Genomic DNA, 22,069 nt, shown 5'->3' with positions numbered 1-22,069 from the left:
CATGGTCGAAATCACCTGCGTCGTCGATGCGAAGGCAGAGCTGGGCGAAGGCACGCTTTGGGACCCCAAGGCCGGCGTGCTCTGGTGGATCGACATCTGGAAGAAGCTGATCCACCGCTACGACCCCGCGACCGGCAAGGACGATGTCTTCGAGACGCCGGAATATCTAGGCTGCCTTGGCCTGCGCGAGAAGGGCGGCTTGGTGCTGACCATGACCGACGGCTTCCATTTCTTCGACCCTGTGACCGGCAAGTTCGAGGCGATCGTCGATCCGGAAGCGCATATGCCGAAAACCCGCTTTAACGATGGCAAGCCGGACCGCCAGGGCCGCTTCTGGTCCGGCTCGATGTTCGAGATGCCCGGCCAGCCGATCGAATTCATCGGTGCGCTCTACCGGCTCGATACCGATCTTTCGGTGCACAAGATGATCGACGGCATCGGCTGCTCCAATGGCCTGGCCTGGAGCCCGGATTCAAGGACCATGTATTTCTCCGACAGCCATGCCGGCGCCGTATGGGCCTATGATTTCGACCCCGCCACCGGCGACATCGAGAACCGCCGCACCTTCATCGACATGACGGCGACCGGCGGCGTTGCCGATGGCGCCACCGTCGATGCCGAAGGCTGCTACTGGGTGACCATCCCGGTGACCAGCAAGGTCTGCCGCTATGATCCTGATGGCGAGCTGATGGAGACGGTGGTGCTGCCGACCGACCTGCCGACCTGCTGCGAATTCGGCGGCAGGGATCTCGATATCCTCTATGTCACGTCAGCCGTGCTCAAGCGTCCGGCCGGACACTTCGTCGGCCAGAAGAACCCGGGCGGGCTGTTCGCGCTCGACGTCGGCGTCAAGGGCCTGACCCTGCCGGCTTTCAGGGGCTGACCTAAACAGCCGACATCACCAACGGCGTCTCACCCTTACGCGTCATTCCGGTAGCGAAGCGGCGCTCGAGATAGCCGGCGTAGAGCGACAGCGGCCAGCACAGCGCGAAGTAGATCAGCGACACCGTGCCGAACACCAGCACTGGCTGGAAGGTCACTGTGTTGACCTGCGTGGCGGCGCGGGCGAGTTCGGTCAGCCCGATCAGCGAGGCGATGGACGTCGTCTTGACGATCTGCACCATGAAACCGACGGTTGGTGGCAACATCAGCCGTATGGCCTGCGGGATGATCACCAGCCGCAATGTCCTGACAAAGCGGAAGCCGAGCGCGGTCGCGGCTTCCCATTGCCCCTTGGGAATCGCCTCGATGGCGCCGCGGAAGATCTCGCCGAAGAAGGCGCCGCCATTGAGCGAGAAGGTCACGGCGGCTGCCACCCACGGGTCCGGCCGGTAGCCGAGGAAGGATGCGCCGTAATAGGCCATGAACAGCTGGATCAGGATCGGCGTGCCCATGAAGAACTGGATGTAGCCGGCGGCCAGCCAGCGCAACGGCCGTGCCGGCGCCACGCGGATCGCCGCCACCACGAGGCCGATCAGGCCGCCGCCAGCAAAGGCGATGAGCGCAAGCAGGATCGTCCAGCGTGTTGCCAGCAGCAGGAACATCAGTTCGTTGGGGCCGAAATCACGCAGGCTCATCGCCCTAGACCTTCCATCGGAACATGAGCTTGCCGATGCCGGCGAAGAGCAGGCTGGCGGCCTGCACCAGCACGAAATAGATGATCGCGATGATGATGTAGACCTCGAAGCTGCGGAACGTCTGCATGACGAGGTTGTTGGCGACCGCCGTCAGTTCCTCCGCCGCGATGGCGCCGACGATCGAGGTGCCCATGATCTGCAGGATGAACTGCGCCGACAGCGACGGGTAGACGGCACGCGCCGCCGGCACCAGCACGACATGGCGGATGATGCGGTAGCGGCTGAGGCCGAGCGATTTTGCCGCCTCGATCTGCCCTTCCGGGATGGCTTCGATGCCGGCGCGCAGGATCTCGGTCGCATAGGCACCGAGATGGATCGACAGCGCGACGACAGCGGCGGTGTTACTGGACAGCTTGAAACCGAACAGCGGCAGCGAGAAGAACACGAAATAGAGCTGGATCAGCAGTGGCGTGTTGCGGATCAGCTCGACATAGCAGGCGATCGGCCACGACAGGAAGCGCGGGCCGAAGCTGCGGCCGACTGCGCCGAGGACGCCTATGGCGGTGCCGAACAGGATGGACAGCGCCGCCAGCTGGATTGTCTTCTCCAGGCCGCGCAGCAACAGGTCGAGATGCACCAGGATCGGGCCGAATTGCAGGGCGGTTTGCATGGGCATCCCGTCACGAGGTCAGGGAAGCGGGGCCGGCCTGGCCCCGCTCGACCGCAGATGCGTGGATCAGAAAACCGGCAGCACCGGCAGCGGCTGGTTGCGATACTTCATCGACAATGCGTCCAGCGTGCCATCGGTCTTCATGGTGAACAGCCAGGTGTTGATCCACTGGCGCAAATTGTCGTTGCCCTTGGCGACGCCGATGCCGAAGTAGAAGGTTTTCAGCACGTATTTCTGTTCGAAGGCGTCGCCATTCTGTGCCTTCTTCAAATAGATTTCGCCATAGTCGCCGCCACCCATGGCGTCGATCTGGCCGGACACCATCGCTTGCAGCAGTGAGAAGTAATCGTCGAAGCGCAGGATATCGATGCCCGGATTGGTTTCAGCGGCCTTGGTCAGCAATCCGTCCTCGCCGGTGCCGCGCGTCAGGCCGACCTTCTTGCCGACCAGGTCGGTGACGCCTTTTATGCTGCTGCTCCTCGGCGCGATGACCACCGCCGACTGGCCGGCATAGGGGATCGAATAGTCGATCTGGATGGCGCGTGCCGGCGTGATCGAGAAGATCGAGATCACCGCGTCGACCTGCTTGGTCAGCAGCGCCGGAATGCGGCCGGGCGAGGTGACTGTGACGAATTCGACGGGGACGCCGAGCGCCTCGCCCATCTTGTTGGCAACCTCGATATCGAAACCGGTCGGCTTCAGGTTCGCGTCGAGAAAACCATAGGGCGGCGTCGTGGTGTCGATGGCGACCACCAGCTTGCCCCGCGAAATGATCTCGTCGACCGACTGCGCCGAGGCGATGGATGGCAGCAGCGCCGATAGCGCCAGCACGATGCCGGCAAGCAATGCGCCGGCCCCTCTCAGGAAAGTCCGCATGTTTTCCTCCCATGCTTTTAATAGCGCCTTGGGTTGGTATCCCTCGCGCGGGGCGCAAGCCGCGCGACGACGTAAGGCAGGACCGACATTTCGCTCGCTGATTTCCCTTGAAAACCGGGGATCCAGCGTTCCTCCGTGCGTTATAATGGTATGCTATTATAATATTAAACGCCTGTCCATGCACGCGCCGACAGGAAGTTTTCAGGTGCCGATACCAGGATTTCCACTTTGGATATCGCTCGGACGTACCTTGGGGGGATGGTGCTCGGCCCATTTCAGCCGGCACTGCGTTTGGGACGAGATCGAGCACGATCTCTCAGGGAGGCCCGCCGCCATCGCCCCCGGCGAGGGGTTTACCGCCGCCTCGCACCGACCGCGAGCGCTGCTTCTATCCGGCACAGCGCCTTCCTTCGGCGCGATGGCCAGGTCTCGCGGCAACCAGCACTGGATCAGCCGGCCTTGGCGCGGAGCAATCCGCTACCGATTGGCTCCACGTGCCGCGCGGCGAACGCTTTGCAACAGGATGGCGAGGCAGCCTACCAGCAGCAGGGCGCCGCCGAGCAGTGGCGGCAGCGCCAGCAGCTTCACCGCCACCGCGATGGCGGCCACCAGGACCAGCGCCAGCAACGCCAGGCTGCCGTCGTCGACGAACATGCCGAAGAATTCCTTGGCGACAAGACGAATGACGTTCATCGGGCGAACCCTCCAGCGGGTGCGGGGTAGGTGCCGCGCAGCCAGCGCACCATGGCAAGGGACGCCAGCGCGACGATGGCGAAAATGGCGAGCAGGGCGAGATCGGCGCCCGGCCAGTCGGCGCCGATGCCTTCGCCGGTCCAGAAGATGCCGAAGCTGGTCAGCATCAGCCCGACCACGAATTTGAGCGCGTTCTCCGGCACGCGCGCCAGCGGCCGGTGTACCGCGAGGCCGATAAGCATCACCAGGATGAAGGCCGCCAGCGCGCCCAGGCTGGCGTAAAGCGTTTGTCCATGGGCCGCACCGACGGCAATGACGATGAACACCACCTCGACGCCCTCGAGCAGCACCGCCTTGAAGGACGCCAGTCCGGCGAGATAGTCGGCGCGGCGGTTGTTGGCCAGCTCGTGCAAGGCGGCGGTTTCCTTGGAGAAGGCAGCCGCCTCGTCGTGCAGGGCGATGACACCAACGCTGCGCAGGATGGCTTTTCGCAGCCAGCGCATGCCAAACAGGATCAGCAGCACACCGACGACGAACTGCAGCGTGGTGATGGGTATGAGGGCCAGCAGCGGGCCGAACGCCAGCACCAGGGCCGCCAGCACCGCCAGCGCCAATGCCGCTCCGATCAGTGCCGGACGCCAGCTGCGCGTCACCCCCACCGCGAGCACGATGGTGAAGGCTTCTACGACCTCGACGACGGATGCAAGAAAAGCCGCCGTGATTGTCGAAAGGATGGGCGTCAGGCTATGCATGAAGGCTTTCTGTATGGTCTCGTTTGATCATGATCTTTTTGAAAGGTCATTTCCACCTCTCGGATCGTGGCCCGGAATCACTCTGCCGTCAGCACCACACAGCGCTCCTGTGGCAGCGAAAAGGCAAATGAGGCCCCAACCGGCGGCGCCTCGGGCCAGTTCGAGCCGAACGCGCTGCGGCACGAGGTCAACCGCCAGCCGCCAGCCTCGCTCTTGAGAGTGAGGTCGGTCGGGACAACGCGGCTTGAGCACCGAATTCGAAGCTGGAGGTCGCTGGCTCTAGATCAGGCCCGACATGTCGGAGAAGGCCATGGCCTTGCGCAGCACCTCGACGAAATGCTCGCCCGCCACGTCGCGGGGGCCGCCATTGTCGATCGAGGTGACGCCCGGGCCGGACAGGGTCACGCTGGCGCTGCGCGCCAGCCGCGCCAGCACTTCGCCGCGCGACTCGCGGCCGCGGGTCGCCAGCCTTTCGGCCAGGATTTCCGGCGAAGCGGTGATCTCGACGACAGCCAGATTGGCATAGCGCTCGCGCAGCACCGGGATGATCGCGCGCGACACATTCGCCACCGCGACGCGGCCATTGGAAACCGACCAGTCGACATCAGCGGGTATACCGTAGCGCAAGCCATGCGCCTCCCACGATACGGCGAAGGCGCCGTCGGCTTCCGCCTCGATGAAGGCGGCCTCGGCCAGCGTGTCATGGTCCTCGCTGCCCGCGTCACTCGGCCGGGTGATCACCCGGCGCACGAACTCGAGCCGGCTCTCATCGGCAAAGCGGTTGCGGGCATAATCGATGATCGTATCCTTGCCGGCGCCGCTCGGCCCGACCACGGCGACGAAGACGCCGTCGCGGATCGGAAAAATGGCAGAGGACAACTCGCGCTCGATCAACGCCGACACCATCATGCGACCCGGCGTCCCTGGCGCCAGACGGTGCGCACGACCGGAACGTGGTCGTCGACGCGCACGCGGACCAGGTCGGCGCGGCGGCCCTGTTCTATGACACCGCGATCGGTGAGGCCGATCGCATCGGCGGGGTTCTTCGAGACCATGGCCACCGCCCGCGGCAGGGAAATCCCGTCGACCATGTCGCCAAGGAAGAAGGCCGACTGGATCAGGCTGAAGGGGATGTAATCGGACGACAGGATATCAAGCAGGCCTTCACCCGCCAATGTCCGGGCCGAGACATTGCCGGAATGCGAGGAGCCGCGCATGACATTGGGCGCACCCATCAATACGCCGAGTCCTGCTTCTTTCGAGGCTCTTGCCGCAGCCTCGGTGGTCGGGAACTCGGCGACGCGCACGCCCTGTTCGATCGCTTCGTCGACATGGCCGACAGTGGCATCGTCATGGCTTGCCAGCACAATGCCGCGTTCGCGGCAGGCGGCGGCGATGGCCGCACGGTTCGGGCCGGAATTCGCGGCCGATTCCGTCATACGCTTTTCGCAGAACAGCTTGAAGTCGCGGTCCGTGAGCTTCAGTTTGCGCTGATAGTAAGAGGCATAGGTCTCGAGATTGACGAACTGGCGCTGGCCGGGCGCGTGATCCATCAGTGACGCCAGCTTGACCATGTCGTCGCCGTCGAAACTAGCGAAAGCCTGGAGGCAGTCCGGCGCCGAGACCTCGCAGCGAAGATGGAGGAAGTGGTCGGCACGAAGGCGATCCTGCTGGACACTGTCCTCGATGGCGGCGGCCAGCTTGCGGATGTCGGTCACCGTCAGGTCGGCGTCCTCATCCATGCCGACCCGCAAGGCGTCGAGCACGGTGGTGATGCCGGCCGTCGCCACTTGCGCGTCATGGGCGAGCACGGCGGCGATCGGGTTCCAGCGCACCTTCGGACGTGGAGCGTAGTGGCCTTCAAGGTGGTCGGTGTGCAGTTCGACCAGTCCTGGAATGATGAAGTCGCCGCCCATGTCTTCGCCGGTCCGGCTGGAGCCGGCGTCGATCCCGGCGATCAAGCCGTCGCGCAGCACGATCGAGCCGTCGACGATCTCGTCGGCAAGGACGATGCGGGCATTGTGGAGAACAGTTTCGGCGGTCATTTCAGGCAGTCCTTGGTTATTCCAGCCGGAAATGTCCGGCGATTGCTCAGGCGGTTTTTCTGGCCGGGCGGCGACCGAGTGCGTGATGCGACAGCACCATGAACGGCGCGCCAGGTTCGGTTTCGACAAACAGCGTCAGCGCGTCGACCAGCACCGGCTTTTGCAGCACCTCCGCGAACAGGCCGTCGATTGCCGCGCGAAGACGAGGGGCTTCCTGTGGCCCGGCCCGGCCTGACAGCGTCATGTGGAAGCGAAAGGTCTCGAAGACATAGGGATAGCCCCACTGGCAGAGATTGCGGAACTCGCCGGGCTTCAGGGAATCGGGACTGCGCCGCTCGATTTCCGCGTCAGTCAACGGCGCGCGGAAACGGTCGAAGTCGCGCACGACATCATCGGCGAAGCTGTTGAGCGCCGGCAGCGGTCCGTCCGGCACCAGCGCGAAGAAGCCGTCGATCTGGCTGACGACAAGACGCGGGATCGTGACCACCGGCGCTGCTTCGGCGAAATTGTCCAGGGCGGCGCGCAACGAAGCCTCCGTCTCGTTCGCGGCCAGCCGGAACGGCGCCTTCAGCGTGGCGTGAAAGCCGTAGCGTCGTGCGGAAGCGGTATGGAAGGCCACTTCCGCGGCCGACAGGTCCGCCACCGCCTCGACCGGCCGGGTGGCGGCGCCAAACGGGTCGCGGCCCAGCCAGTTGGCGGCGATCCGCGCCAGCGGTTCGTCCTGCCGGGGAGTGAAATAAACGGCGTAACGCATGGGAAGTCCTCGTCAGACCCGCTGCCATAGGCGATTTGCATGACGGATTGACGAAGCCTTGCGGCGTTTCCGAGGACAAAAAGACCCGTTCAGGTCATTAGCCGACGATTTTTAGCGCTGGACCAGCCGCTTCGGGCGAAAGGACCAATCGATCAAGCCTTCATCAACCATTCGTGCTCAGGCGCATTGTGGAATTTCCACGTCCGCTTCGGCCCGGCCATGACATTGAGGTAGTACAGATCATAGCCATGGCAGGCGGCACAGGGGTGATAGCCCTTGGGCACCAGCACCACGTCGCCATCCTCTATCGCCATCGCTTCGTCGAGCGCGCGATGGCCGTTCCCGTCTGCATCGGTATAGACGCGCTGGAAGGCAAAGCCCTGCGGCGGGTTGAGGCGATGATAGTAGGTTTCCTCGAGATAGGATTCAGCCGGCAGATTGTCCTGGTCATGCTTGTGCGGCGGATAGCTCGACGTATGGCCACCAGGCGTGATGACCTCGACCACCAAAAGGGAATCAGCCGGCTTGCCCTCCGGCAATATGTTGGTGACATAGCGGGTGTTGGTGCCCTTGCCGCGCACTTCCTGGCCGAGATCGTCGGGCTTGATGACCCGCACCGGCAGGCCGCCGCCAAGACCAGGCGCTGAACACACAGCGAGTTCGAGTTCCGTGTCTGATGTCACCGACCAGTCGGACCCTTCGGGCACATAGACCGACCATGGCTTGCCTTCGAAGGGAGACATGCGCTTGCCGAGCAGGCCAAGATCCTTGCCGCCGGCCTTGGCCTTCCCCTTGCCGGTGACGAAGACGAGGCAGACCTCGCGATTTCCCGTCTCCCCGGAAACCGTCTCGCCAGGCTTCAGCCGATGCAGGTCGAAGCCGACATAGGTCCAGCCGGCGCTTTTCGGCGTCACATGGGCGACGCGGCCATGGCCCTTGTTGGCTTTGACCAGCAGCTTCGACATCCCTGTTACTCCTTCGGTTCGGGCTCGGCCGTTGCCTTGGTCTCATCGGCCGGCTTGTAGAGGTAGAAGAACTGCCAGACCGCGTAGCCAGCGAAGCCGAGCGCGATGACGCCCCAGAACGGCGTGCCCGTCGCGAACTCGATGACGGACCAGACAAGACAGACCGCGACGACGGCAACGCGGCGCCACAGCGGACGGAAAAACGGGTGCTCGGAATCTTTCATCCGGCCAACCTACAGCAACCCGGCCTCACCGAGAACCACCGCGCTCAGGCATTCGGAAAGCCTTGCGTCTCCACCGTGTATCCGGCTGCCGTCATCACACGCATCAATTCCTTGTAGCCGACCTCAGCCATCCTGAGCGGCGGATTCTTCCTGGGATCCTGCTCGGCCTCGACGACGAACCAGCCTTCATAGCCATGATCAGCGAGCTTTTGCACGATGGCGCCGAAATCCAGCGAGCCATCGCCCGGCACGGTGAAGGCGCCAAGCGCCACGGCGTCGAGGAAGGACTGCTTCGTACGGTCGAGTTTATCGATCACGCCCATGCGCACATCCTTTACATGCACATGGCTGATGCGCTTGTGGTGGTTGTCGATGGCGCGCAGCACGTCGCCGCCGGCAAAGACCAGATGCCCCGCATCGAGAAGCAGCGGAATGCCTTCTCCGGAATAACGCATGAAGGCATCGAGCTCCGGCTCCGTCTCGACCACCGCCGCCATGTGGTGATGATAGGAAAGCGGCATGCCCTGTTCGGCGCACCATTCGCCGAATTCGGTGAGGCGCTTCGCGTAGGCCCTCATCTCGTCGTCCGAGAGCTTTGGCTTGGTGGCGAGCGGCTTCGAGCGATCACCCTGGATGGAGCGGCCGACCTCGCCATAGACGATGCAAGGCGCATTCACCGCCTTGAACAGGTCGATCATCGGCTGGATGCGATCCTTGTTCTCGCCCATGTCTTCGTTGACCAGCGTGCCGGAAAACCAGCCGCCGCACAGCGTCACATCAGCCTTTTTGAGGATCGGCAGCATGACCTTGGGGTCATTGGGAAAGCGCCGGCCCATCTCCATGCCGGTGAAACCGGCCGAACGCGACTGGCGCAAACATTCTTCCAGCGAGACGTCATCGCTGAGTTCCGCAAGGTCGTCATTCCACCACGCGATGGGGGACATGCCCAGTCTGGCTTTCACGTCGTCACTCCAGTTTCAAACCATTGGACCAGCATCGTCTTGATGCCAGGTCATCTTTCATTTCCAGGCAGTGTTGGCGTCAGTCACCAATGGTCTGCATCTGCCGCTTTTCGTCATACGCCTTGCGCGCCGCGTTCACCTGACTGCGCGCGCTGACCTCGGGCACGGCGACATCCCACCATGTGCCGCCGGCATCGGTCGAAACCAGCGGATCGGTGTCGATGACAACAACCGTCGTGCGCGTATTCTTCTTGGCTTGGGCCAACGCTGTTTCCAGTCCAGCGATGGACGACACTTTTTCGGCGATGGCGCCGAGGCTTGCCGCATGAGCCGCGAAGTCGATATCGGGCAGGACTTCGTGGCGCGAGTCCTTCAGGAGATTGTTGAAGTTGGCGCCGCCGGTCGCCATCTGCAGCCGGTTGATGCAGCCATAGCCACGGTTGTCGAGCAGCACGATGGTCAGCTTCAAGCCCAGCATCACCGACGTGGCGATCTCGGAATTGAGCATCAGGTAGGAGCCGTCGCCGATCATGACGACGACCTCCTCGTCGGGTTTTGCCATCTTGGTGCCGAGCCCGCCGGCAATCTCGTAGCCCATGGTCGAGAAGCCGTATTCGGCGTGATAGGACCCCGGTGCGCCCGCTTGCCAGAGCTTGTGCAACTCGCCAGGCAGGCCGCCGGCGGCATGCAGCATCGTCACACCGGCGCCCATGGCGCGCTGTACGGCGCCGATCACCTGCGCGTCCGACGGGTAGGCGGCGTTGGTCGACGCGGTCACTTTGGCCGCATCGGCCTGCCAGTCCTTCTTGCCCTTGGCCGCATTGTCGGTCCAGGCAGACGGCGCCTTCCAGCCCTTCAGGGCCGCGCCAAGCTCGGCAAGTCCCTCGGCCGCATCCGCCACCAGCGGCAGTGCCCGGTGCTTGCCGGCATCGAAAGGCTGGACGTTCAGCCCGACAATGGTCTTGCCCGCGTTTTTGAACAGCGACCAGGATCCCGTCGTGAAATCCTGCAGCCTGGTGCCGACAGCCAGCACCACGTCGGCCTCTTCGGCCAGCCGGTTGGCGGCCGAGGTGCCGGTAACGCCGACCGCCGCCATGTTGAGCGGATGATCGTCCGGCAGCGAGGACTTGCCACCCTGCGTCTCGCAGACCGGAATGCCGGCACCGTCTGACAATTTCGCCAGTTCGTCGGAGGCTTGCGAGTAGAGCACGCCGCCGCCGGCGATGATCAACGGCTTCTTCGCACCCTTGAGCGCGGCAATCGCGGCCGCCAATTCCCGGCGATCCGGACGGATCCTGCGCGGCGTCCAGACCCGTTCGGCAAAGAAGCTCTCGGGATAGTCATAGGCCTCGGCCTGCACATCCTGGCAGAGCGACAGCGTCACCGGCCCGCACTCGGCCGGATCGGTCAGCACTTGCATGGTCCGCGCCAGCGCCGGGATGATCTGTTCCGGTCGCGTGATGCGGTCGAAATAGCGCGACACGGGCCTGAAACAGTCATTGACCGTCGCGGTACCGTCGGAAAAATCCTCGGCCTGCTGCAGCACCGGATCGGGGACCCGGTTGGCGAAGACGTCGCCGGGCAGGAGCAGGACCGGCAAGCGGTTCACGTGGGCCAGTGCGGCGGCCGTGACCATGTTGACCGCGCCAGGCCCGATCGAACTTGTCGCCGCCATGAAGCGGCGGCGGAAATTGGCCTTGCCATAGGCGATCGCCGCATGCGCCATCGCCTGTTCGTTGTGGGCGCGGAAGGTCGGCAATTCCTGGCGCACCTGGTAGAGCGCCTCCCCGATCCCAGCGACATTGCCATGGCCGAAGATCGCCCAGACACCGCCGAAGATCGGCACGGTCTTGCCATCGATCTCGGTCATCTGCTTGCTGAGAAAGCGGGTCAGCGCCTGCGCCATCGTCAGGCGGATTGTCTTGGTCATGTTGTTTCCTCCGCAGTCCCTATGCCGCTTTCTTATGCTGCCTTGCGGCCACGCGCGGCAAGCCACGCCTCGGTCAGCTGTTCAAAGCGCGATGCCATGTCGGCCACCGCCTCGTCATCCGACATCTTGCCGGCCAGCCATTGCTCGGCCGCGTGGACGAAGATGGTGCGGCCGACGGCAAAACCCTTGACGATGGGCGCCTTGGCGGTCGCGGCGAACGCCGCTTCCAGCTCATCCTGCGGCGCCTCCAGGCCGAGCAGAACGATGCCGCGGCACCACGGGTCGTGCTTCAGGATCACCGCTTCGATCTTGGCCCAGGCGCCGGCCGAAGCCTGTGGTTCGAGCTTCCACCAGTCGGGCTTGATGCCAAGCGCGTAGAGCTCCTCCAGCGCGCGCGGAATCGTCGTGTCGTCGAGCTTGCCGTGCTTGCCGGCGATGATCTCGATGAGAAGTTCCCGGCCAACCTTGCGCGCGGCCTCGAACAGCGCGCGCAGCTTCTGCTGCTGTTCTTCCTTGAGCGCGGCCGGATCGTCAGGATGATAGAAGCACAGGCACTTGATACAATGCTCGACCGGCCATTCGGTGAGCTGCGAGCCGATGTCTTGCGAAAACTCGAACCGCAGCGGCCGCGAGCCCGGCAATTCCACCGGCCGTCCCAGCCAGCTGAAGGGATGATGCGCGAATTCGAACATCGCCTTGCGGCCATGTTTCTCGTCGATCAGCATGCCGTAGCCTTCGCGGCCGGCGGCGACCTTCGCGGCAGCCTTTACCGCCAGCACTTTGAAGGCGGCGATGCGTGACGGGTCCGCCCCCGCCTTCGCCGCGATATCCTCCAGCTGGACACGGTGGTCGCAGGCCAGCGCCATCAGTGAAGGGATATCGCGCCGGCGCGTGGTCGCCCAGTGGATGTGGTTGATCGCCTCATCCTTGCGCAGGGCAAGGTGCTTGCTGCCGTTCTTGAGGAAGAATTGCAGTTCTTCGAACGTCGGATATTCCGGCGCGCAGAGCAGCCGCGACACGGCGAAGGCGCCGCAGGCATTGGCCCAGGTTGCTGATGTCGCCAGGCTTTCGCCGCCAAGCCAGCCGCGCAGGAGACCCGACATGAAGGCATCGCCGGCGCCGAGCACATTGTAGATCTCGATCGGAAAGCCCTTGCCGACGATGCCGTCCTCGAGATCGTCGCTGATCGGTCCGTCATAGACGATGCAGCCCATGGCGCCGCGCTTCAAGACGATCGTCGCCGATGACAGCGAGCGGATCGTCTTCAGCGCGCTCAGGCAGTCGTCGGCGCCCGATGCGATCATGATCTCTTCCTCGGTGCCGACGATGAGATCGCAATCGGGCAGCACCGTCTTCAACTGGGCGGAGACGCGGTCCGACTTCACGTAGCGCTCGAAGCCTTCGGCATGGCCGGCGAGCCCCCAGAGGTTCGGGCGATAGTCGATGTCGAACACCACCTTGCCGCCCTTGGCCTTGATGGCGCGGATCGCCTTGCGCTGCGCGGCGTCGCTGTTGGGTCGCGAAAAATGCGTTCCGGTGACGACGATGGAGCGTGCCGACGCAATGAAAGCCTCGTCGATATCATCCTCGCAAAGCGCCATGTCGGCGCAGTCGGTGCGGTAGAAGATCATCGGCGAGACGCCTTCGTCCTCGACCGACAGCAGCACCAGCGCGGTCAGCCGATCCGGATCGGTCTTCAGCCCGTCCACGCAAACGCCTTCCCGCGTCAGCTGCTCGCGGATGAACTGGCCCATCTGCTCATTGCCAACACGGGTGAGCAGCGCCGAGCGCAGGCCGAGCCTCGCGGTGCCGACCGAAATGTTGGCCGGGCAGCCGCCGACCGACTTGGCGAAGGAAGTGATGTCTTCCAGCCGCGAGCCTATCTGCTGGCCGTAGAGATCGACGGAAGCACGACCGATGGTGATGACATCGAGCGGCGCCTGTTTCGCGTCCACGGCTTCGCTCATTGGAACCTCCCGTCGGCTTTGTTGTCTTGGGGTACACGCGCGAGCGGCAGCGTGGCGCCACCGATATGAAATAATAATTCCAATCCATAGTCAATATGGAATGAGCGTTCCCTGACTTAAAATTGCCTGGCCATGATCCCGAACCGCGGGACCGCGTAAGCGAAAAGGGACTGCCGGTTTTCGGAAAAGATCATGGTCAAAGAGGAAAGAAAGCCGGGTCAGGCCTTGCGCTTGCGACCCGTGTCGCGCCGCTTCTCGCCGACGCCGACGGTCAGCGCCATGGCCAGCGCCATGGTCGCGGCCAGCGAGCGGAAGCCGGCAAAGTCCGCCTCGGCAACTTCGAACCAGACGCTGGCAAACTGGGCGAGCGGCGAGAACGAACTGTCGGTGATCGCCACGATCGGCACGCCTTGCTCCGAAATGGTGCGCGCTTCCTCGATGGTGGCAGGAGCATAGGGCGAGAAACTGATGGCGATGACGGCGTCGCGCGGTGATGCGAAGCCGATCATCTCGGCGTTCAGGCCGGCGGCCGATTCGATCAGCTGGTTGCGGATGTTCAGCTTGCCCAGTGCATAGGCGATGTAGGAGGCCACGGGATAGGACCGCCGCTTGGCAAGCACATAGATGGTCTCCGCCTTGGCCAGCAGCGCAATCGCGTCTTCGAGATGCGCCTCGTCCAGCGTGCGCGAAATGTCGTTGAGCGAAGTGCTGGCGGCGGCGACGAAGCCGTCGAAGATCGCCCGGTGGCCCGCGCCTTCCTCGGCCTTGGCGCGCAACGCCAGCAGCCTTTCGTCATAGGATGAGTTGCGTTCCCGCAGGCGCTCGCGAAACACCGATTGCAGGCTGGTGAAACCGTCGAAGCCGAGTTGCTGCGCAAAACGGATCAGGGTCGAAGGCTGGACCCCGGCCGAAGCGGCGATGCTGGCCGCGGTGCCGAAGGCAATGTCATCGGGATTGTCGAGCGCGTAGGCGGCAATTTGTGCGATGCGCTTCGGCAGGCTTTCGCGCCGATCAAGGATCGTGGCGCGCAGCGTCTCGAAGTCGCGAGGTACCCGTTCGTCCATCGTCGCTCTGTCCAGGCTCATCTATGGATGTCCTCTCTGCCCCATCATAACGAGCCTGCGCAAGAACGCCATAAAAAATGAGGCAGACATTCCATTTGTGAGAAAAATGGACTAATTCATCCACCGAACGCTTCAGGCAGTGGAGAAACAAAAGATGGTCGGCGTAGGTCTTATCGGCACGGGCTTCATGGGCAAATGCCACGCCATTGCCTGGAATGCGGTAAGCACCGTCTTTCCGGATGTGGCCAGGCCCCGGCTTGTCCATCTCGGCGAGGTCGACGCGGATCTTGCCAAACGCCGCGCCTCCGAATTCGGCTTCGCCAGGGGCTCAGGCGACTGGCGCGCCGTCGTCAATGATCCCGAAGTCGATGTCGTCTCGCTGACCACGCCGAACCAGTTCCACCCGGAAATGGCGATCGCCCTCCTAGAGGCCGGCAAGCATCTGTGGTGCGAAAAGCCGATGGCGCCGGCCTTTGCCGAAGCCGAGGCCATGGCGGCAGCGGCGAAGAAGTCCGGCAAGGTGGCGGCGCTCGGCTACAATTACATCCAGAACCCGGCGATCCGCCACATCGGCGCATTGCTCGACGAGAAGATCATCGGCGAGGTCAACCATCTGCGCATCGAGATGGATGAGGACTTCATGGCCGATCCGGAGGCGCTGTTCTATTGGAAGCATGAGGCGACATCCGGCTATGGCGCGCTCGACGATTTCGCGGTTCATCCGCTGTCGCTGGTTTCGGTGCTGTTCGGCCGAGTCGCCCGCGTCATGTGCGACATGTCCAGGCCCTATGCCGATCGCCAGCTTGCCTCGGGCGGGCGCCGCGCCGTCGAGACCTACGACATCGCCAGCGTGCTGATGCATCTCGAAAACGGCGTTGCCGGCACGCTGCTGGTCAACCGCTCGGCCTGGGGCCGAAAGGGCCGCATCGCCATCCAGATTTTTGGCTCGAAAGGCTCGATCCTCTACGACCAGGAGCGGATGAACGAATTCCAGCTCTATCTCACATCGGATCGCCCGACGGAACAGGGCTATCGCACCATCCTGGTGGCGCCGCATCACAAGCCCTATGACGCCTTCGTGCCGGCGCCCGGCCATGGCCTCGGCTTCAACGATCTCAAGATCATCGAGTGCCGGGAATTGCTGACGCGTCTTGCCGGCAAGCCGGCGCGGATCCTTGATTTCGCGGAAGGGCTGGAGATCGAGCGCACCGTGCACGCGATGGCGCGTTCGTTCGAGGAGCAGCGCTGGGTCCAGGTACGGTAACGCACTGGCGCCACCTTCTCCCACAAGGGAGAAGGTTCCCATCGGCATTGTCAGCTTCTCAGGCGGCCCCTTGCCGGCTGTCCATCATGGCGCGGCGCGCCGACCTCCGCCATTCGACGGCGCCGGCAAGTCCGTGCAGCACGGTCTCGGTGGTCGCCCAGTCGATGCAGCCGTCGGTTATGCTCTGGCCGTAGACGAGCGGCTTGCCGGGCACGACATCCTGACGGCCGGCGATGAGGTTGCTCTCGATCATGACACCGATGATGCGCTCGTCACCGGCCGCGACCTGGCCCGCGACGTCAGCAGCCACCTTCGGCTGGTTCTCGGGCTTCTTGCTGGAGTTGGCGTGGCTGACATCGATCATCAGCCTGGGTGCCACGCCGATGCGGGCGAGTTCCGCACTGGCGGCCTCGACGCTCGTCGCATCGTAGTTGGGCGCAATGCCGCCGCGCAGGATGACGTGGCAGTCCTCATTGCCGGTGGTCGCCGCGATGCCGCTGCGTCCGCCCTTCGTCACCGCCAGGAAATGATGCGGCTGGGCGGCTGATTTCACCGCCTCGGCGGCGATCCGCAGATTGCCGTCGGTGCCGTTCTTGAAGCCGACCGGGCAGGAGAGGCCCGATGCCAGCTCGCGATGGATCTGGCTCTCGGTCGTGCGCGCGCCGATGGCGCCCCAGGCGACGAGGTCGGCTATGTATTGCGGGGTGGTCATGTCGAGGAATTCGGTCGCCGCCGGCAGGCCGAGATTGTTGACGGCGGAAAGCACGTTGCGCGCCATCCGCAGCCCCTTGTCGATGTTGAAGCTGCCATCGAGGTCAGGGTCGTTGATCAGGCCCTTCCAACCGACCGTCGTGCGCGGCTTTTCGAAATACACGCGCATCACGATCTCCAGCCGGTCCGACAGGCTCTCGCGCAGCGCCGCCAGACGGCTGGCATAGTCGACCGCCGCGACCGGGTCGTGGATCGAACAGGGGCCGACGACGACGATCAGCCGGTCATCGGTGCCGTTCAAGATGGCGTGGATCGCGTTGCGTGACGCGGTCACGGTGCGCGTCGCCGTCAGCGTGCGCGGTATCTCCCGCATCACCTGGTCCGGCGTACTCAATTCCCTGATTTCCTTGACCCGAAGATCATCTGTGGTGGTCAACACGGCTTTCTGCTCCTGATTGGGAGACCTGCCGGCTGATACAAAAAAGCCGCCAGGTCTGGCGGCTGTTCGGATTTTGATGCTGCAATCTTCAGATCGAGCGCAATCCTCCCGCCGCCAGCGAGCTCCTAAAGTACCAATACGTGGCGGTCAGATGGATCATGCGGCTCATATAGTCGAAGCCGAAGCGTTTGTCACGTGCCTGATGATGCTACTCGGCCGATGCTACTCCGGCGACGACCCTGCAATGCTCTGGTCGTAGTCGACCAACGACCCGGTCATGACGCCCGATTGCGGGCTGATCATATAACTGATCAGACGCGCCAACTGATCCGGCTTCACCAACTGGCCCATCGGCTGCGCTGCTTCCGCCTTTGCCAGCCAATCATCCGGCGCATCATGCCATTTCTTCTGGACGATCGCTTCGCCCTCGGTGTCCATCCAGCCGGGCAGCACCGCGTTGCAGCGGATGCGGTTGAAGCGATAGGCATTGGCGACGTTCTTGGTCAGCGTCATCAGCGCGCCCTTGCTTGTGGAATAGGGCGTCAGGAACGACTGGCCGCAATGCGCCGACATCGACAGGACATTGACGATCGAGCCCGGCGCTTTCCGGTCCAGCAGATGCGCCACCACGCCCTGCATCAGGAAAAACGGGCCACGCACATTGGTGTCGAAGGTCATGTCGAAAAGCTCTTCGCTGGTATCGACCAGCGAACCGCGTGCCGACGTGGCGGCGGCGTTGACCAGCGCGTTGATCGTGCCGAAATGCGAGATCGCGGTTGCAACAGCACGCTTGCAATCCGCCACCTTTGAAACATCGGCGCTGATGAAGATCGCGTCGACGCCCGCTTTCTTGAAATGGGCGACAGCCTTGTCGCCTTTCTCCTGCGAGCGGCCAATGAGCGCCAGCGCCCGGCAGCCCTCGTCGGCCAATGCCTGGGCGACGGCGAAGCCGATGCCTTGCGCGCCGCCGGTGACGATGGCGCGTGTTTGTGAATTGCGATCGGCGGATGCGCTCATCGCTCTGCTCCCTGGTTCGGATTCCGGTTCTTACTTTGCAGCGTCGAGGCGAACGGTCTTGCCTGACGTCGCCGACTTCAGCGCGGCATCCGCCAGCCGAAGCGCGATGAGCCCGTCCGTTCCGCTCGGCGCGGCTTTCTTGCCTGACGTCGCGGCTGCGATGAAGGCGGCGATCTCATTGGCATAGGCGTCGAGATAGCGGGTCATGAAGAAGTCGTGCAGCGGCGGCCGCGTATAGCCCTTCTCGTTGGCCAGTTCGATCGACACGGGCCGCTGGTTCTCGGCAGCTATCATGCCCTTCGAGCCATGCACCTCGATGCGCTGGTCATAGCCATAGGTGGCGCGGCGCGAGTTGGAGATGATGGCCTGCTTGCCCGAGGCCGTCTCGAGGATGACGCTGACCGAGTCGAAATCGCCGGCCGCGCCGATCTTCTTGTCGACCAGCACCGAGGCATGCGCGCTGACCGCGACAGGTTCCTCGCCGAGCAGGAAGCGCGCCATGTCGAAGTCATGGATGGTCATGTCGCGAAAAATGCCGCCCGAGCGGGCGATATAGTCGAGTGGCGGCGGGCCGGGATCGCGCGAGGTGATGGTGACCATTTCGACGGCGCCGATGGCTCCGTCGTCTATCGCCTTGCGCACGGCGGCGAAATGCGGATCGAAGCGGCGGTTGAAGCCGACCATCAGCGTCGCCTTGGCCTTTTCGACCACGGCCAGACACTTTTCCACGCGCTTCACGCTCAGGTCGATCGGCTTCTCGCAGAAGATCGCCTTGCCGGCCTTGGCGAAACGCTCGATCAGGTCGGCATGGGTGTCGGTTGGCGTACAGATGACGACGGCGTCGATGTCATTGGACTTCTCGATAGCTTCGATGGTTCGCACCTCGGCGCCATAGGCCGAGGCCAGCTCTTTTGCCGCCTTCTCGAAGGCGTCGGCGACGGCGACCAGTTTGGCTTGCGGGTTGGAACCCACGGCACGGGCGTGGACCTTGCCGATACGGCCGGCACCGAGGAGGGCGAAGCGGAGAGTCATGGAATGTCCTTTGGGATGGTTTCAAGCGAGCTGTCGGCGCCGGTCACGGGCGCAGGTGATTTTTCTGGTCAAGCAACATCGACAGGGAGACGATGACCCCGCCTCCGCGCCCGGCTAAGCCGCGAGTTCAGCCTCCCCGGTCTTGGCGCCGGTGATGTAGGAGACGATATCCTGCCCATCTGTATCTTGCTTGCGCAGATTGGCGACGATGCGGCCGCGGCGGAACACGACGACGCGGTCGCAAAGGTCGAACACCTGGCGCATGTTGTGGCTGATCAGGATCAGCGGCTCGCCATTCTCCTTCAGCGTGCGGATGATGTTCTCGACCTGCGCCGTCTCCTGCACGCCAAGGGCGGCCGTGGGCTCGTCCATGATGATCAGCTTGGACGCGAAGGTCGCGGTCCTGGCGATCGCCACGCATTGGCGCTGTCCGCCCGACATGTGGCGGATGGTGTTCGACAGATTGGGGATCTTCACCGCCGTGCGGACCAGTGCCGCTTCGGTCGCCTTGCGCATGTACTTGCGGTCGAGGATCGAAAACGGCCCGAGATTGAACAGCACCTTTTCGCGGCCTAGAAACAGGTTCGAAGGAACGTCGAGATCATCCGCCAGCGCCAGGTTCTGGAACACGGTCTCGATGCCCGCCGTGCGGGCCTCGATCGGCCCGGCGAAATTCACTTCCTTGCCGTCGAACCACATCTTGCCGCTGGTGCGTTGCTCGACACCGGTGATCTGGCGCACGAAGGTCGACTTGCCGGCGCCGTTGTCGCCCATGATGGCGACATGCTCACCCTTGCGCAGTTCGAAGTTCGCCCCCACCAGCGCATGCACGCCGCCATAATGCTTGGTGAGGTTTTCGGTCTTCAGGACGATGTCTGACATGGTCAAGCCCTCATTGCCCGTACGCGTTGACGCCACTGGTCGAGAACGACCGCGCCGACGATGATCACACCCTTGACCATCTCCTGGTAGTAGGCGTCGAGGCGCAGGAAGGTGAAGCCGGAGATGATGACGCCGAAGATCAGCGAGCCGATCACCGTGCCGATGATCGAACCCCGGCCGCCCGACAGCGAGACGCCGCCGATGACCGCCATGGCGATCGCGTCGAGTTCATACATGACACCCATGCCGGACTGCGCGGTGAGGTTCTTGGAGCTCAGCACCACGGCGGCGAGCGAGGCGAGTATGCCGGCGATGACGTAGACAAGGATCTTGTGGTTGGCGATCTTGATGCCGGACATGCGCGCGGCGTCCTCATTGGAGCCGATGGCGTAACTGTGCTTTCCGTATTTTGTGTAGGTCATGATCAGCTGGAACAGGACCGCCAGCGACAGGAATATGATGACGGGCATCAGGCCCTTGCCGATCGCGGCGAAACTGTCGGTGGGAAATGAGATCGGCTGTCCCTTGGACCACCATTTGGCGATGCCGCGCGCCGTCACCATCATGCCGAGAGTAGCGATGAAGGGCGGAATGCGCGTGTAGGCGATCAACGTGCCGTTGACCAGGCCGGCCAGCAGGCCGCAACCGATGGCGACCAGCAGCGGCACGATGACCGGCAGGTCGGTCCAGCCTTGCGCGAGGAACATTGCCTTGGGGTTAGGGTTTCCGTTGACCGTCGCCACCTGGGCGAAGCTCATGGCGATCATTGCCGTGGCGCCGACGATCGATCCCGAGGAAAGGTCGATGCCGCCGCAGATGATCACTTGCGTCACGCCGATGGCGATGATGCCGACAATCGAAACCTGCAGGATGATGATCTGCAGCCGCGCCTCGTTGAAGATCCCGCTGACGTCGCTGCGGGTGTTGAACAGGAAACTGTCGCCAAGAAAGATCCGGCCGATCAGTTCGAAGACAATGACCAGGATGACGAGCGCCAGGAAAACATTGAACTCGGCAGGCCATGTGCGTTTCTTCGCGTCATAGGTAAGCCCTCCGACGCCATGTGATGACTGTGCCACGTCTTCCATCCTCCAAAAGCTGCGGTCGTCCCTGGCCACCTGTTCAGGCGAGGAGGGAGAAGAGGAGCGGCGCTATGGTTTCCTGCGCCGCCCCGTGTCGAGCTGCTTGCAGCCTCAGTTCTTCTTCATGAACTTGTCGATGTTGGCCGGCGTCACCAGTTGGAAGGGGACGTAGACCTTGTGGTCGACCTTCTCGCCCTTGGCGAGCTTCAGCGCCGCGTCGAGCGCGCCCGCGCCCTGGCCTGCCGCATCCTGGAACACGGTCACGGCGAGGTCGCCCGCCTTCATCGCCACGAGCGCGTCCTGGGTGGCGTCCACGCCGCCGACGACAACGGTTTTCATGTCGATGTTGGCCGCCTTCATGGCCTGGATCGCGCCAATGGCGCTTTCATCGTTGTTGGCGATCACGCCATCGAACTTCTTGCCGGTCGACAGCCAGTTGGTCATCAGGTTCTGGGCCTCGTCACGGTTCCAGTTCGAGGTCTGCTTGTCGATGATCTTGATGAAATTGCAGTCCGGCGTGGCGATCACGTCGTCAATGTCCTTGGTGCGCTGCACGGCGGCCTGGTTGGAAAGCTCGCCCATGATCACATAGACATTGGCTTCCTTCTTGCCGGCTGCCTTGAACAGGCGGCAGACTTCCTTGGTCTCGAGCGTCCCGGAATCGGCCTCGTTCGAAGCGACGAAGGCCTGGTTAGCCGGCAGCGTATTCACATTGACCGGCTCGCGATTGACATAGACCAGCGGAATTTTGGCTGCGGCCGCGGCGTCGGACATTGCTTGCGTGGCCGATGTATCGACCGGATTGACGATGATCGCATCGACGCCCGAAGCGGCGAAATTCTTGATCTGGTCAAGCTGCTTGGCGACGTCGTTCTGCGCGTCCTCCACCTGCAGTTCCACGCCGCTCATGCCCTTGGCTTGCTCGATCATGCCGTTGCGCAGCACGGTGAGGAAATTGTCGTCGAACTTGGCCATCGAAACGCCGATCTTCGCGGCAAAAGCGGACGAACTCATCAGCGCCGCGAAGGCGACGCCCAAAATCAGTTTCTTCATTGTGTTTCTCCTCCACATTTTGGTGTCCGGTTGCACCGATCTAGCCGGAATCCCCGGTCGCCCGGGGAATCTCTCCCGATTTCGCTTTTGCTCCGGACGGCGTCCTTCAC

At 63.3% G+C, this 22,069-nt stretch carries 22 protein-coding genes; 2 read left to right on the top strand and 20 right to left on the bottom strand.

What is annotated here, in order from left to right; genetic code table 11:
* Position 1 precedes the first annotated feature (1 nt).
* A complete protein-coding gene (locus LGH82_RS17160; protein ID WP_227343877.1) occupies positions 2-883 on the top strand; it encodes an SMP-30/gluconolactonase/LRE family protein in 882 nt (293 codons plus the stop codon).
* Position 884: 1 nt separating this feature from the next.
* Here LGH82_RS17160 and LGH82_RS17155 read toward each other — a convergent pair whose 3' ends face one another.
* The 14 genes from LGH82_RS17155 to LGH82_RS17090 form a co-directional block, all read right to left on the bottom strand.
* Positions 885-1,577: an amino acid ABC transporter permease gene (locus LGH82_RS17155; RefSeq protein ID WP_227343876.1), complete on the bottom strand. Its 693-nt coding sequence runs from the start codon at positions 1,575-1,577 to the stop codon at positions 885-887.
* Positions 1,578-1,581: 4 nt separating this feature from the next.
* The gene (locus LGH82_RS17150) at positions 1,582-2,247 is read right to left on the bottom strand and encodes an amino acid ABC transporter permease (protein ID WP_227343875.1); all 666 of its coding nucleotides are present in this window, start codon (positions 2,245-2,247) and stop codon (positions 1,582-1,584) included.
* 66 nt (positions 2,248-2,313) lie between these two features.
* The gene (locus LGH82_RS17145) at positions 2,314-3,123 is read right to left on the bottom strand and encodes a transporter substrate-binding domain-containing protein (protein ID WP_227343874.1); all 810 of its coding nucleotides are present in this window, start codon (positions 3,121-3,123) and stop codon (positions 2,314-2,316) included.
* Positions 3,124-3,600: 477 nt separating this feature from the next.
* Complete coding sequence (locus LGH82_RS17140; protein ID WP_227343873.1) at positions 3,601-3,816, bottom strand: hypothetical protein; 216 nt, start codon at positions 3,814-3,816, stop codon at positions 3,601-3,603.
* Complete coding sequence (locus LGH82_RS17135) at positions 3,813-4,568, bottom strand: COG4280 domain-containing protein (RefSeq protein WP_227343872.1); 756 nt, start codon at positions 4,566-4,568, stop codon at positions 3,813-3,815. The genes LGH82_RS17140 and LGH82_RS17135 overlap by 4 nt, the downstream gene beginning before the upstream one ends.
* A gap of 279 nt (positions 4,569-4,847) precedes the next feature.
* Positions 4,848-5,477 (bottom strand): phosphonate metabolism protein/1,5-bisphosphokinase (PRPP-forming) PhnN, encoded by a 630-nt coding sequence (phnN, locus tag LGH82_RS17130; protein ID WP_227343871.1) that lies wholly within the window; start codon positions 5,475-5,477, stop codon positions 4,848-4,850.
* A complete protein-coding gene (locus tag LGH82_RS17125) occupies positions 5,474-6,613 on the bottom strand; it encodes an alpha-D-ribose 1-methylphosphonate 5-triphosphate diphosphatase (protein ID WP_227343870.1) in 1,140 nt (379 codons plus the stop codon). Before LGH82_RS17125 ends, phnN begins: the two co-directional genes overlap by 4 nt.
* 46 nt (positions 6,614-6,659) lie before the next feature.
* Positions 6,660-7,367 carry a DUF1045 domain-containing protein gene (locus LGH82_RS17120; protein WP_227343869.1) on the bottom strand — a complete coding sequence of 236 codons (708 nt, stop codon included), beginning with the start codon at positions 7,365-7,367 and terminating at the stop codon, positions 6,660-6,662.
* 152 nt (positions 7,368-7,519) lie between these two features.
* Positions 7,520-8,332 carry a 5-deoxy-glucuronate isomerase gene (gene iolB / locus LGH82_RS17115; protein ID WP_227343868.1) on the bottom strand — a complete coding sequence of 271 codons (813 nt, stop codon included), beginning with the start codon at positions 8,330-8,332 and terminating at the stop codon, positions 7,520-7,522.
* Positions 8,333-8,337: 5 nt separating this feature from the next.
* Positions 8,338-8,556 carry a DUF3329 domain-containing protein gene (locus LGH82_RS17110; protein WP_227343867.1) on the bottom strand — a complete coding sequence of 73 codons (219 nt, stop codon included), beginning with the start codon at positions 8,554-8,556 and terminating at the stop codon, positions 8,338-8,340.
* 44 nt (positions 8,557-8,600) lie between these two features.
* Positions 8,601-9,518 carry a myo-inosose-2 dehydratase gene (gene iolE, locus LGH82_RS17105; RefSeq protein ID WP_227343866.1) on the bottom strand — a complete coding sequence of 306 codons (918 nt, stop codon included), beginning with the start codon at positions 9,516-9,518 and terminating at the stop codon, positions 8,601-8,603.
* Between the two features lie 79 nt (positions 9,519-9,597).
* Complete coding sequence (gene iolD / locus LGH82_RS17100) at positions 9,598-11,448, bottom strand: 3D-(3,5/4)-trihydroxycyclohexane-1,2-dione acylhydrolase (decyclizing) (RefSeq protein ID WP_227343865.1); 1,851 nt, start codon at positions 11,446-11,448, stop codon at positions 9,598-9,600.
* Between the two features lie 32 nt (positions 11,449-11,480).
* Positions 11,481-13,415 carry a bifunctional 5-dehydro-2-deoxygluconokinase/5-dehydro-2-deoxyphosphogluconate aldolase gene (locus tag LGH82_RS17095; protein WP_227343864.1) on the bottom strand — a complete coding sequence of 645 codons (1,935 nt, stop codon included), beginning with the start codon at positions 13,413-13,415 and terminating at the stop codon, positions 11,481-11,483.
* Between the two features lie 218 nt (positions 13,416-13,633).
* On the bottom strand, positions 13,634-14,479 hold the full coding sequence (locus LGH82_RS17090; protein WP_227349614.1) for a MurR/RpiR family transcriptional regulator: 846 nt from the start codon (positions 14,477-14,479) through the stop codon (positions 13,634-13,636).
* A gap of 154 nt (positions 14,480-14,633) precedes the next feature.
* Here LGH82_RS17090 and LGH82_RS17085 point away from each other — a divergent pair, with 154 nt between their 5' ends.
* Positions 14,634-15,743 (top strand): Gfo/Idh/MocA family protein, encoded by a 1,110-nt coding sequence (locus LGH82_RS17085; RefSeq protein ID WP_227343863.1) that lies wholly within the window; start codon positions 14,634-14,636, stop codon positions 15,741-15,743.
* Positions 15,744-15,801: 58 nt separating this feature from the next.
* Here the strand turns inward: LGH82_RS17085 and LGH82_RS17080 are convergent, their stop codons facing one another.
* The 6 genes from LGH82_RS17080 to LGH82_RS17055 form a co-directional block, all read right to left on the bottom strand.
* Positions 15,802-16,893 (bottom strand): 3-deoxy-7-phosphoheptulonate synthase, encoded by a 1,092-nt coding sequence (locus LGH82_RS17080; RefSeq protein WP_227343862.1) that lies wholly within the window; start codon positions 16,891-16,893, stop codon positions 15,802-15,804.
* A gap of 222 nt (positions 16,894-17,115) precedes the next feature.
* On the bottom strand, positions 17,116-17,910 hold the full coding sequence (locus LGH82_RS17075; protein WP_227343861.1) for an SDR family oxidoreductase: 795 nt from the start codon (positions 17,908-17,910) through the stop codon (positions 17,116-17,118).
* 30 nt (positions 17,911-17,940) lie between these two features.
* The gene (iolG, locus tag LGH82_RS17070; RefSeq protein ID WP_227343860.1) at positions 17,941-18,942 is read right to left on the bottom strand and encodes an inositol 2-dehydrogenase; all 1,002 of its coding nucleotides are present in this window, start codon (positions 18,940-18,942) and stop codon (positions 17,941-17,943) included.
* Positions 18,943-19,056: 114 nt separating this feature from the next.
* Complete coding sequence (locus LGH82_RS17065; protein WP_227343859.1) at positions 19,057-19,824, bottom strand: ATP-binding cassette domain-containing protein; 768 nt, start codon at positions 19,822-19,824, stop codon at positions 19,057-19,059.
* Positions 19,825-19,826: 2 nt separating this feature from the next.
* Positions 19,827-20,903 carry an ABC transporter permease gene (locus LGH82_RS17060; RefSeq protein ID WP_227343858.1) on the bottom strand — a complete coding sequence of 359 codons (1,077 nt, stop codon included), beginning with the start codon at positions 20,901-20,903 and terminating at the stop codon, positions 19,827-19,829.
* Between the two features lie 114 nt (positions 20,904-21,017).
* Positions 21,018-21,959, bottom strand: coding sequence for a sugar ABC transporter substrate-binding protein (locus LGH82_RS17055; protein WP_227343857.1), 942 nt, complete (start codon positions 21,957-21,959; stop codon positions 21,018-21,020).
* Between the last annotated feature and the right edge of the window lie 110 nt (positions 21,960-22,069).

The sequence above is a fragment of the Mesorhizobium sp. PAMC28654 genome (assembly GCF_020616515.1).
GTDB lineage: Bacteria > Pseudomonadota > Alphaproteobacteria > Rhizobiales > Rhizobiaceae > Mesorhizobium.
The sequence above is the reverse complement of the archived record's forward strand: the minus strand, read 5'-3'. Positions and strand labels throughout refer to the sequence as shown.

Coding starts and splice junctions, on each gene's coding strand:
- iolG (WP_227343860.1), bottom strand. CDS start 18,942: ATGACTCTCCGCTTCGCCCTCCTCGGTGCCGGCCGTATCGGCAAGGTC.
- LGH82_RS17125 (WP_227343870.1), bottom strand. CDS start 6,613: ATGACCGCCGAAACTGTTCTCCACAATGCCCGCATCGTCCTTGCCGAC.
- LGH82_RS17110 (WP_227343867.1), bottom strand. CDS start 8,556: ATGAAAGATTCCGAGCACCCGTTTTTCCGTCCGCTGTGGCGCCGCGTT.
- LGH82_RS17120 (WP_227343869.1), bottom strand. CDS start 7,367: ATGCGTTACGCCGTTTATTTCACTCCCCGGCAGGACGAACCGCTGGCG.
- LGH82_RS17160 (WP_227343877.1), top strand. CDS start 2: ATGGTCGAAATCACCTGCGTCGTCGATGCGAAGGCAGAGCTGGGCGAA.
- phnN (WP_227343871.1), bottom strand. CDS start 5,477: ATGATGGTGTCGGCGTTGATCGAGCGCGAGTTGTCCTCTGCCATTTTT.
- LGH82_RS17095 (WP_227343864.1), bottom strand. CDS start 13,415: ATGAGCGAAGCCGTGGACGCGAAACAGGCGCCGCTCGATGTCATCACC.
- LGH82_RS17055 (WP_227343857.1), bottom strand. CDS start 21,959: ATGAAGAAACTGATTTTGGGCGTCGCCTTCGCGGCGCTGATGAGTTCG.
- LGH82_RS17135 (WP_227343872.1), bottom strand. CDS start 4,568: ATGCATAGCCTGACGCCCATCCTTTCGACAATCACGGCGGCTTTTCTT.
- LGH82_RS17090 (WP_227349614.1), bottom strand. CDS start 14,479: ATGGACGAACGGGTACCTCGCGACTTCGAGACGCTGCGCGCCACGATC.
- LGH82_RS17065 (WP_227343859.1), bottom strand. CDS start 19,824: ATGTCAGACATCGTCCTGAAGACCGAAAACCTCACCAAGCATTATGGC.
- iolB (WP_227343868.1), bottom strand. CDS start 8,332: ATGTCGAAGCTGCTGGTCAAAGCCAACAAGGGCCATGGCCGCGTCGCC.
- LGH82_RS17145 (WP_227343874.1), bottom strand. CDS start 3,123: ATGCGGACTTTCCTGAGAGGGGCCGGCGCATTGCTTGCCGGCATCGTG.
- LGH82_RS17075 (WP_227343861.1), bottom strand. CDS start 17,910: ATGAGCGCATCCGCCGATCGCAATTCACAAACACGCGCCATCGTCACC.
- LGH82_RS17140 (WP_227343873.1), bottom strand. CDS start 3,816: ATGAACGTCATTCGTCTTGTCGCCAAGGAATTCTTCGGCATGTTCGTC.
- LGH82_RS17150 (WP_227343875.1), bottom strand. CDS start 2,247: ATGCAAACCGCCCTGCAATTCGGCCCGATCCTGGTGCATCTCGACCTG.
- LGH82_RS17155 (WP_227343876.1), bottom strand. CDS start 1,577: ATGAGCCTGCGTGATTTCGGCCCCAACGAACTGATGTTCCTGCTGCTG.
- LGH82_RS17085 (WP_227343863.1), top strand. CDS start 14,634: ATGGTCGGCGTAGGTCTTATCGGCACGGGCTTCATGGGCAAATGCCAC.
- iolD (WP_227343865.1), bottom strand. CDS start 11,448: ATGACCAAGACAATCCGCCTGACGATGGCGCAGGCGCTGACCCGCTTT.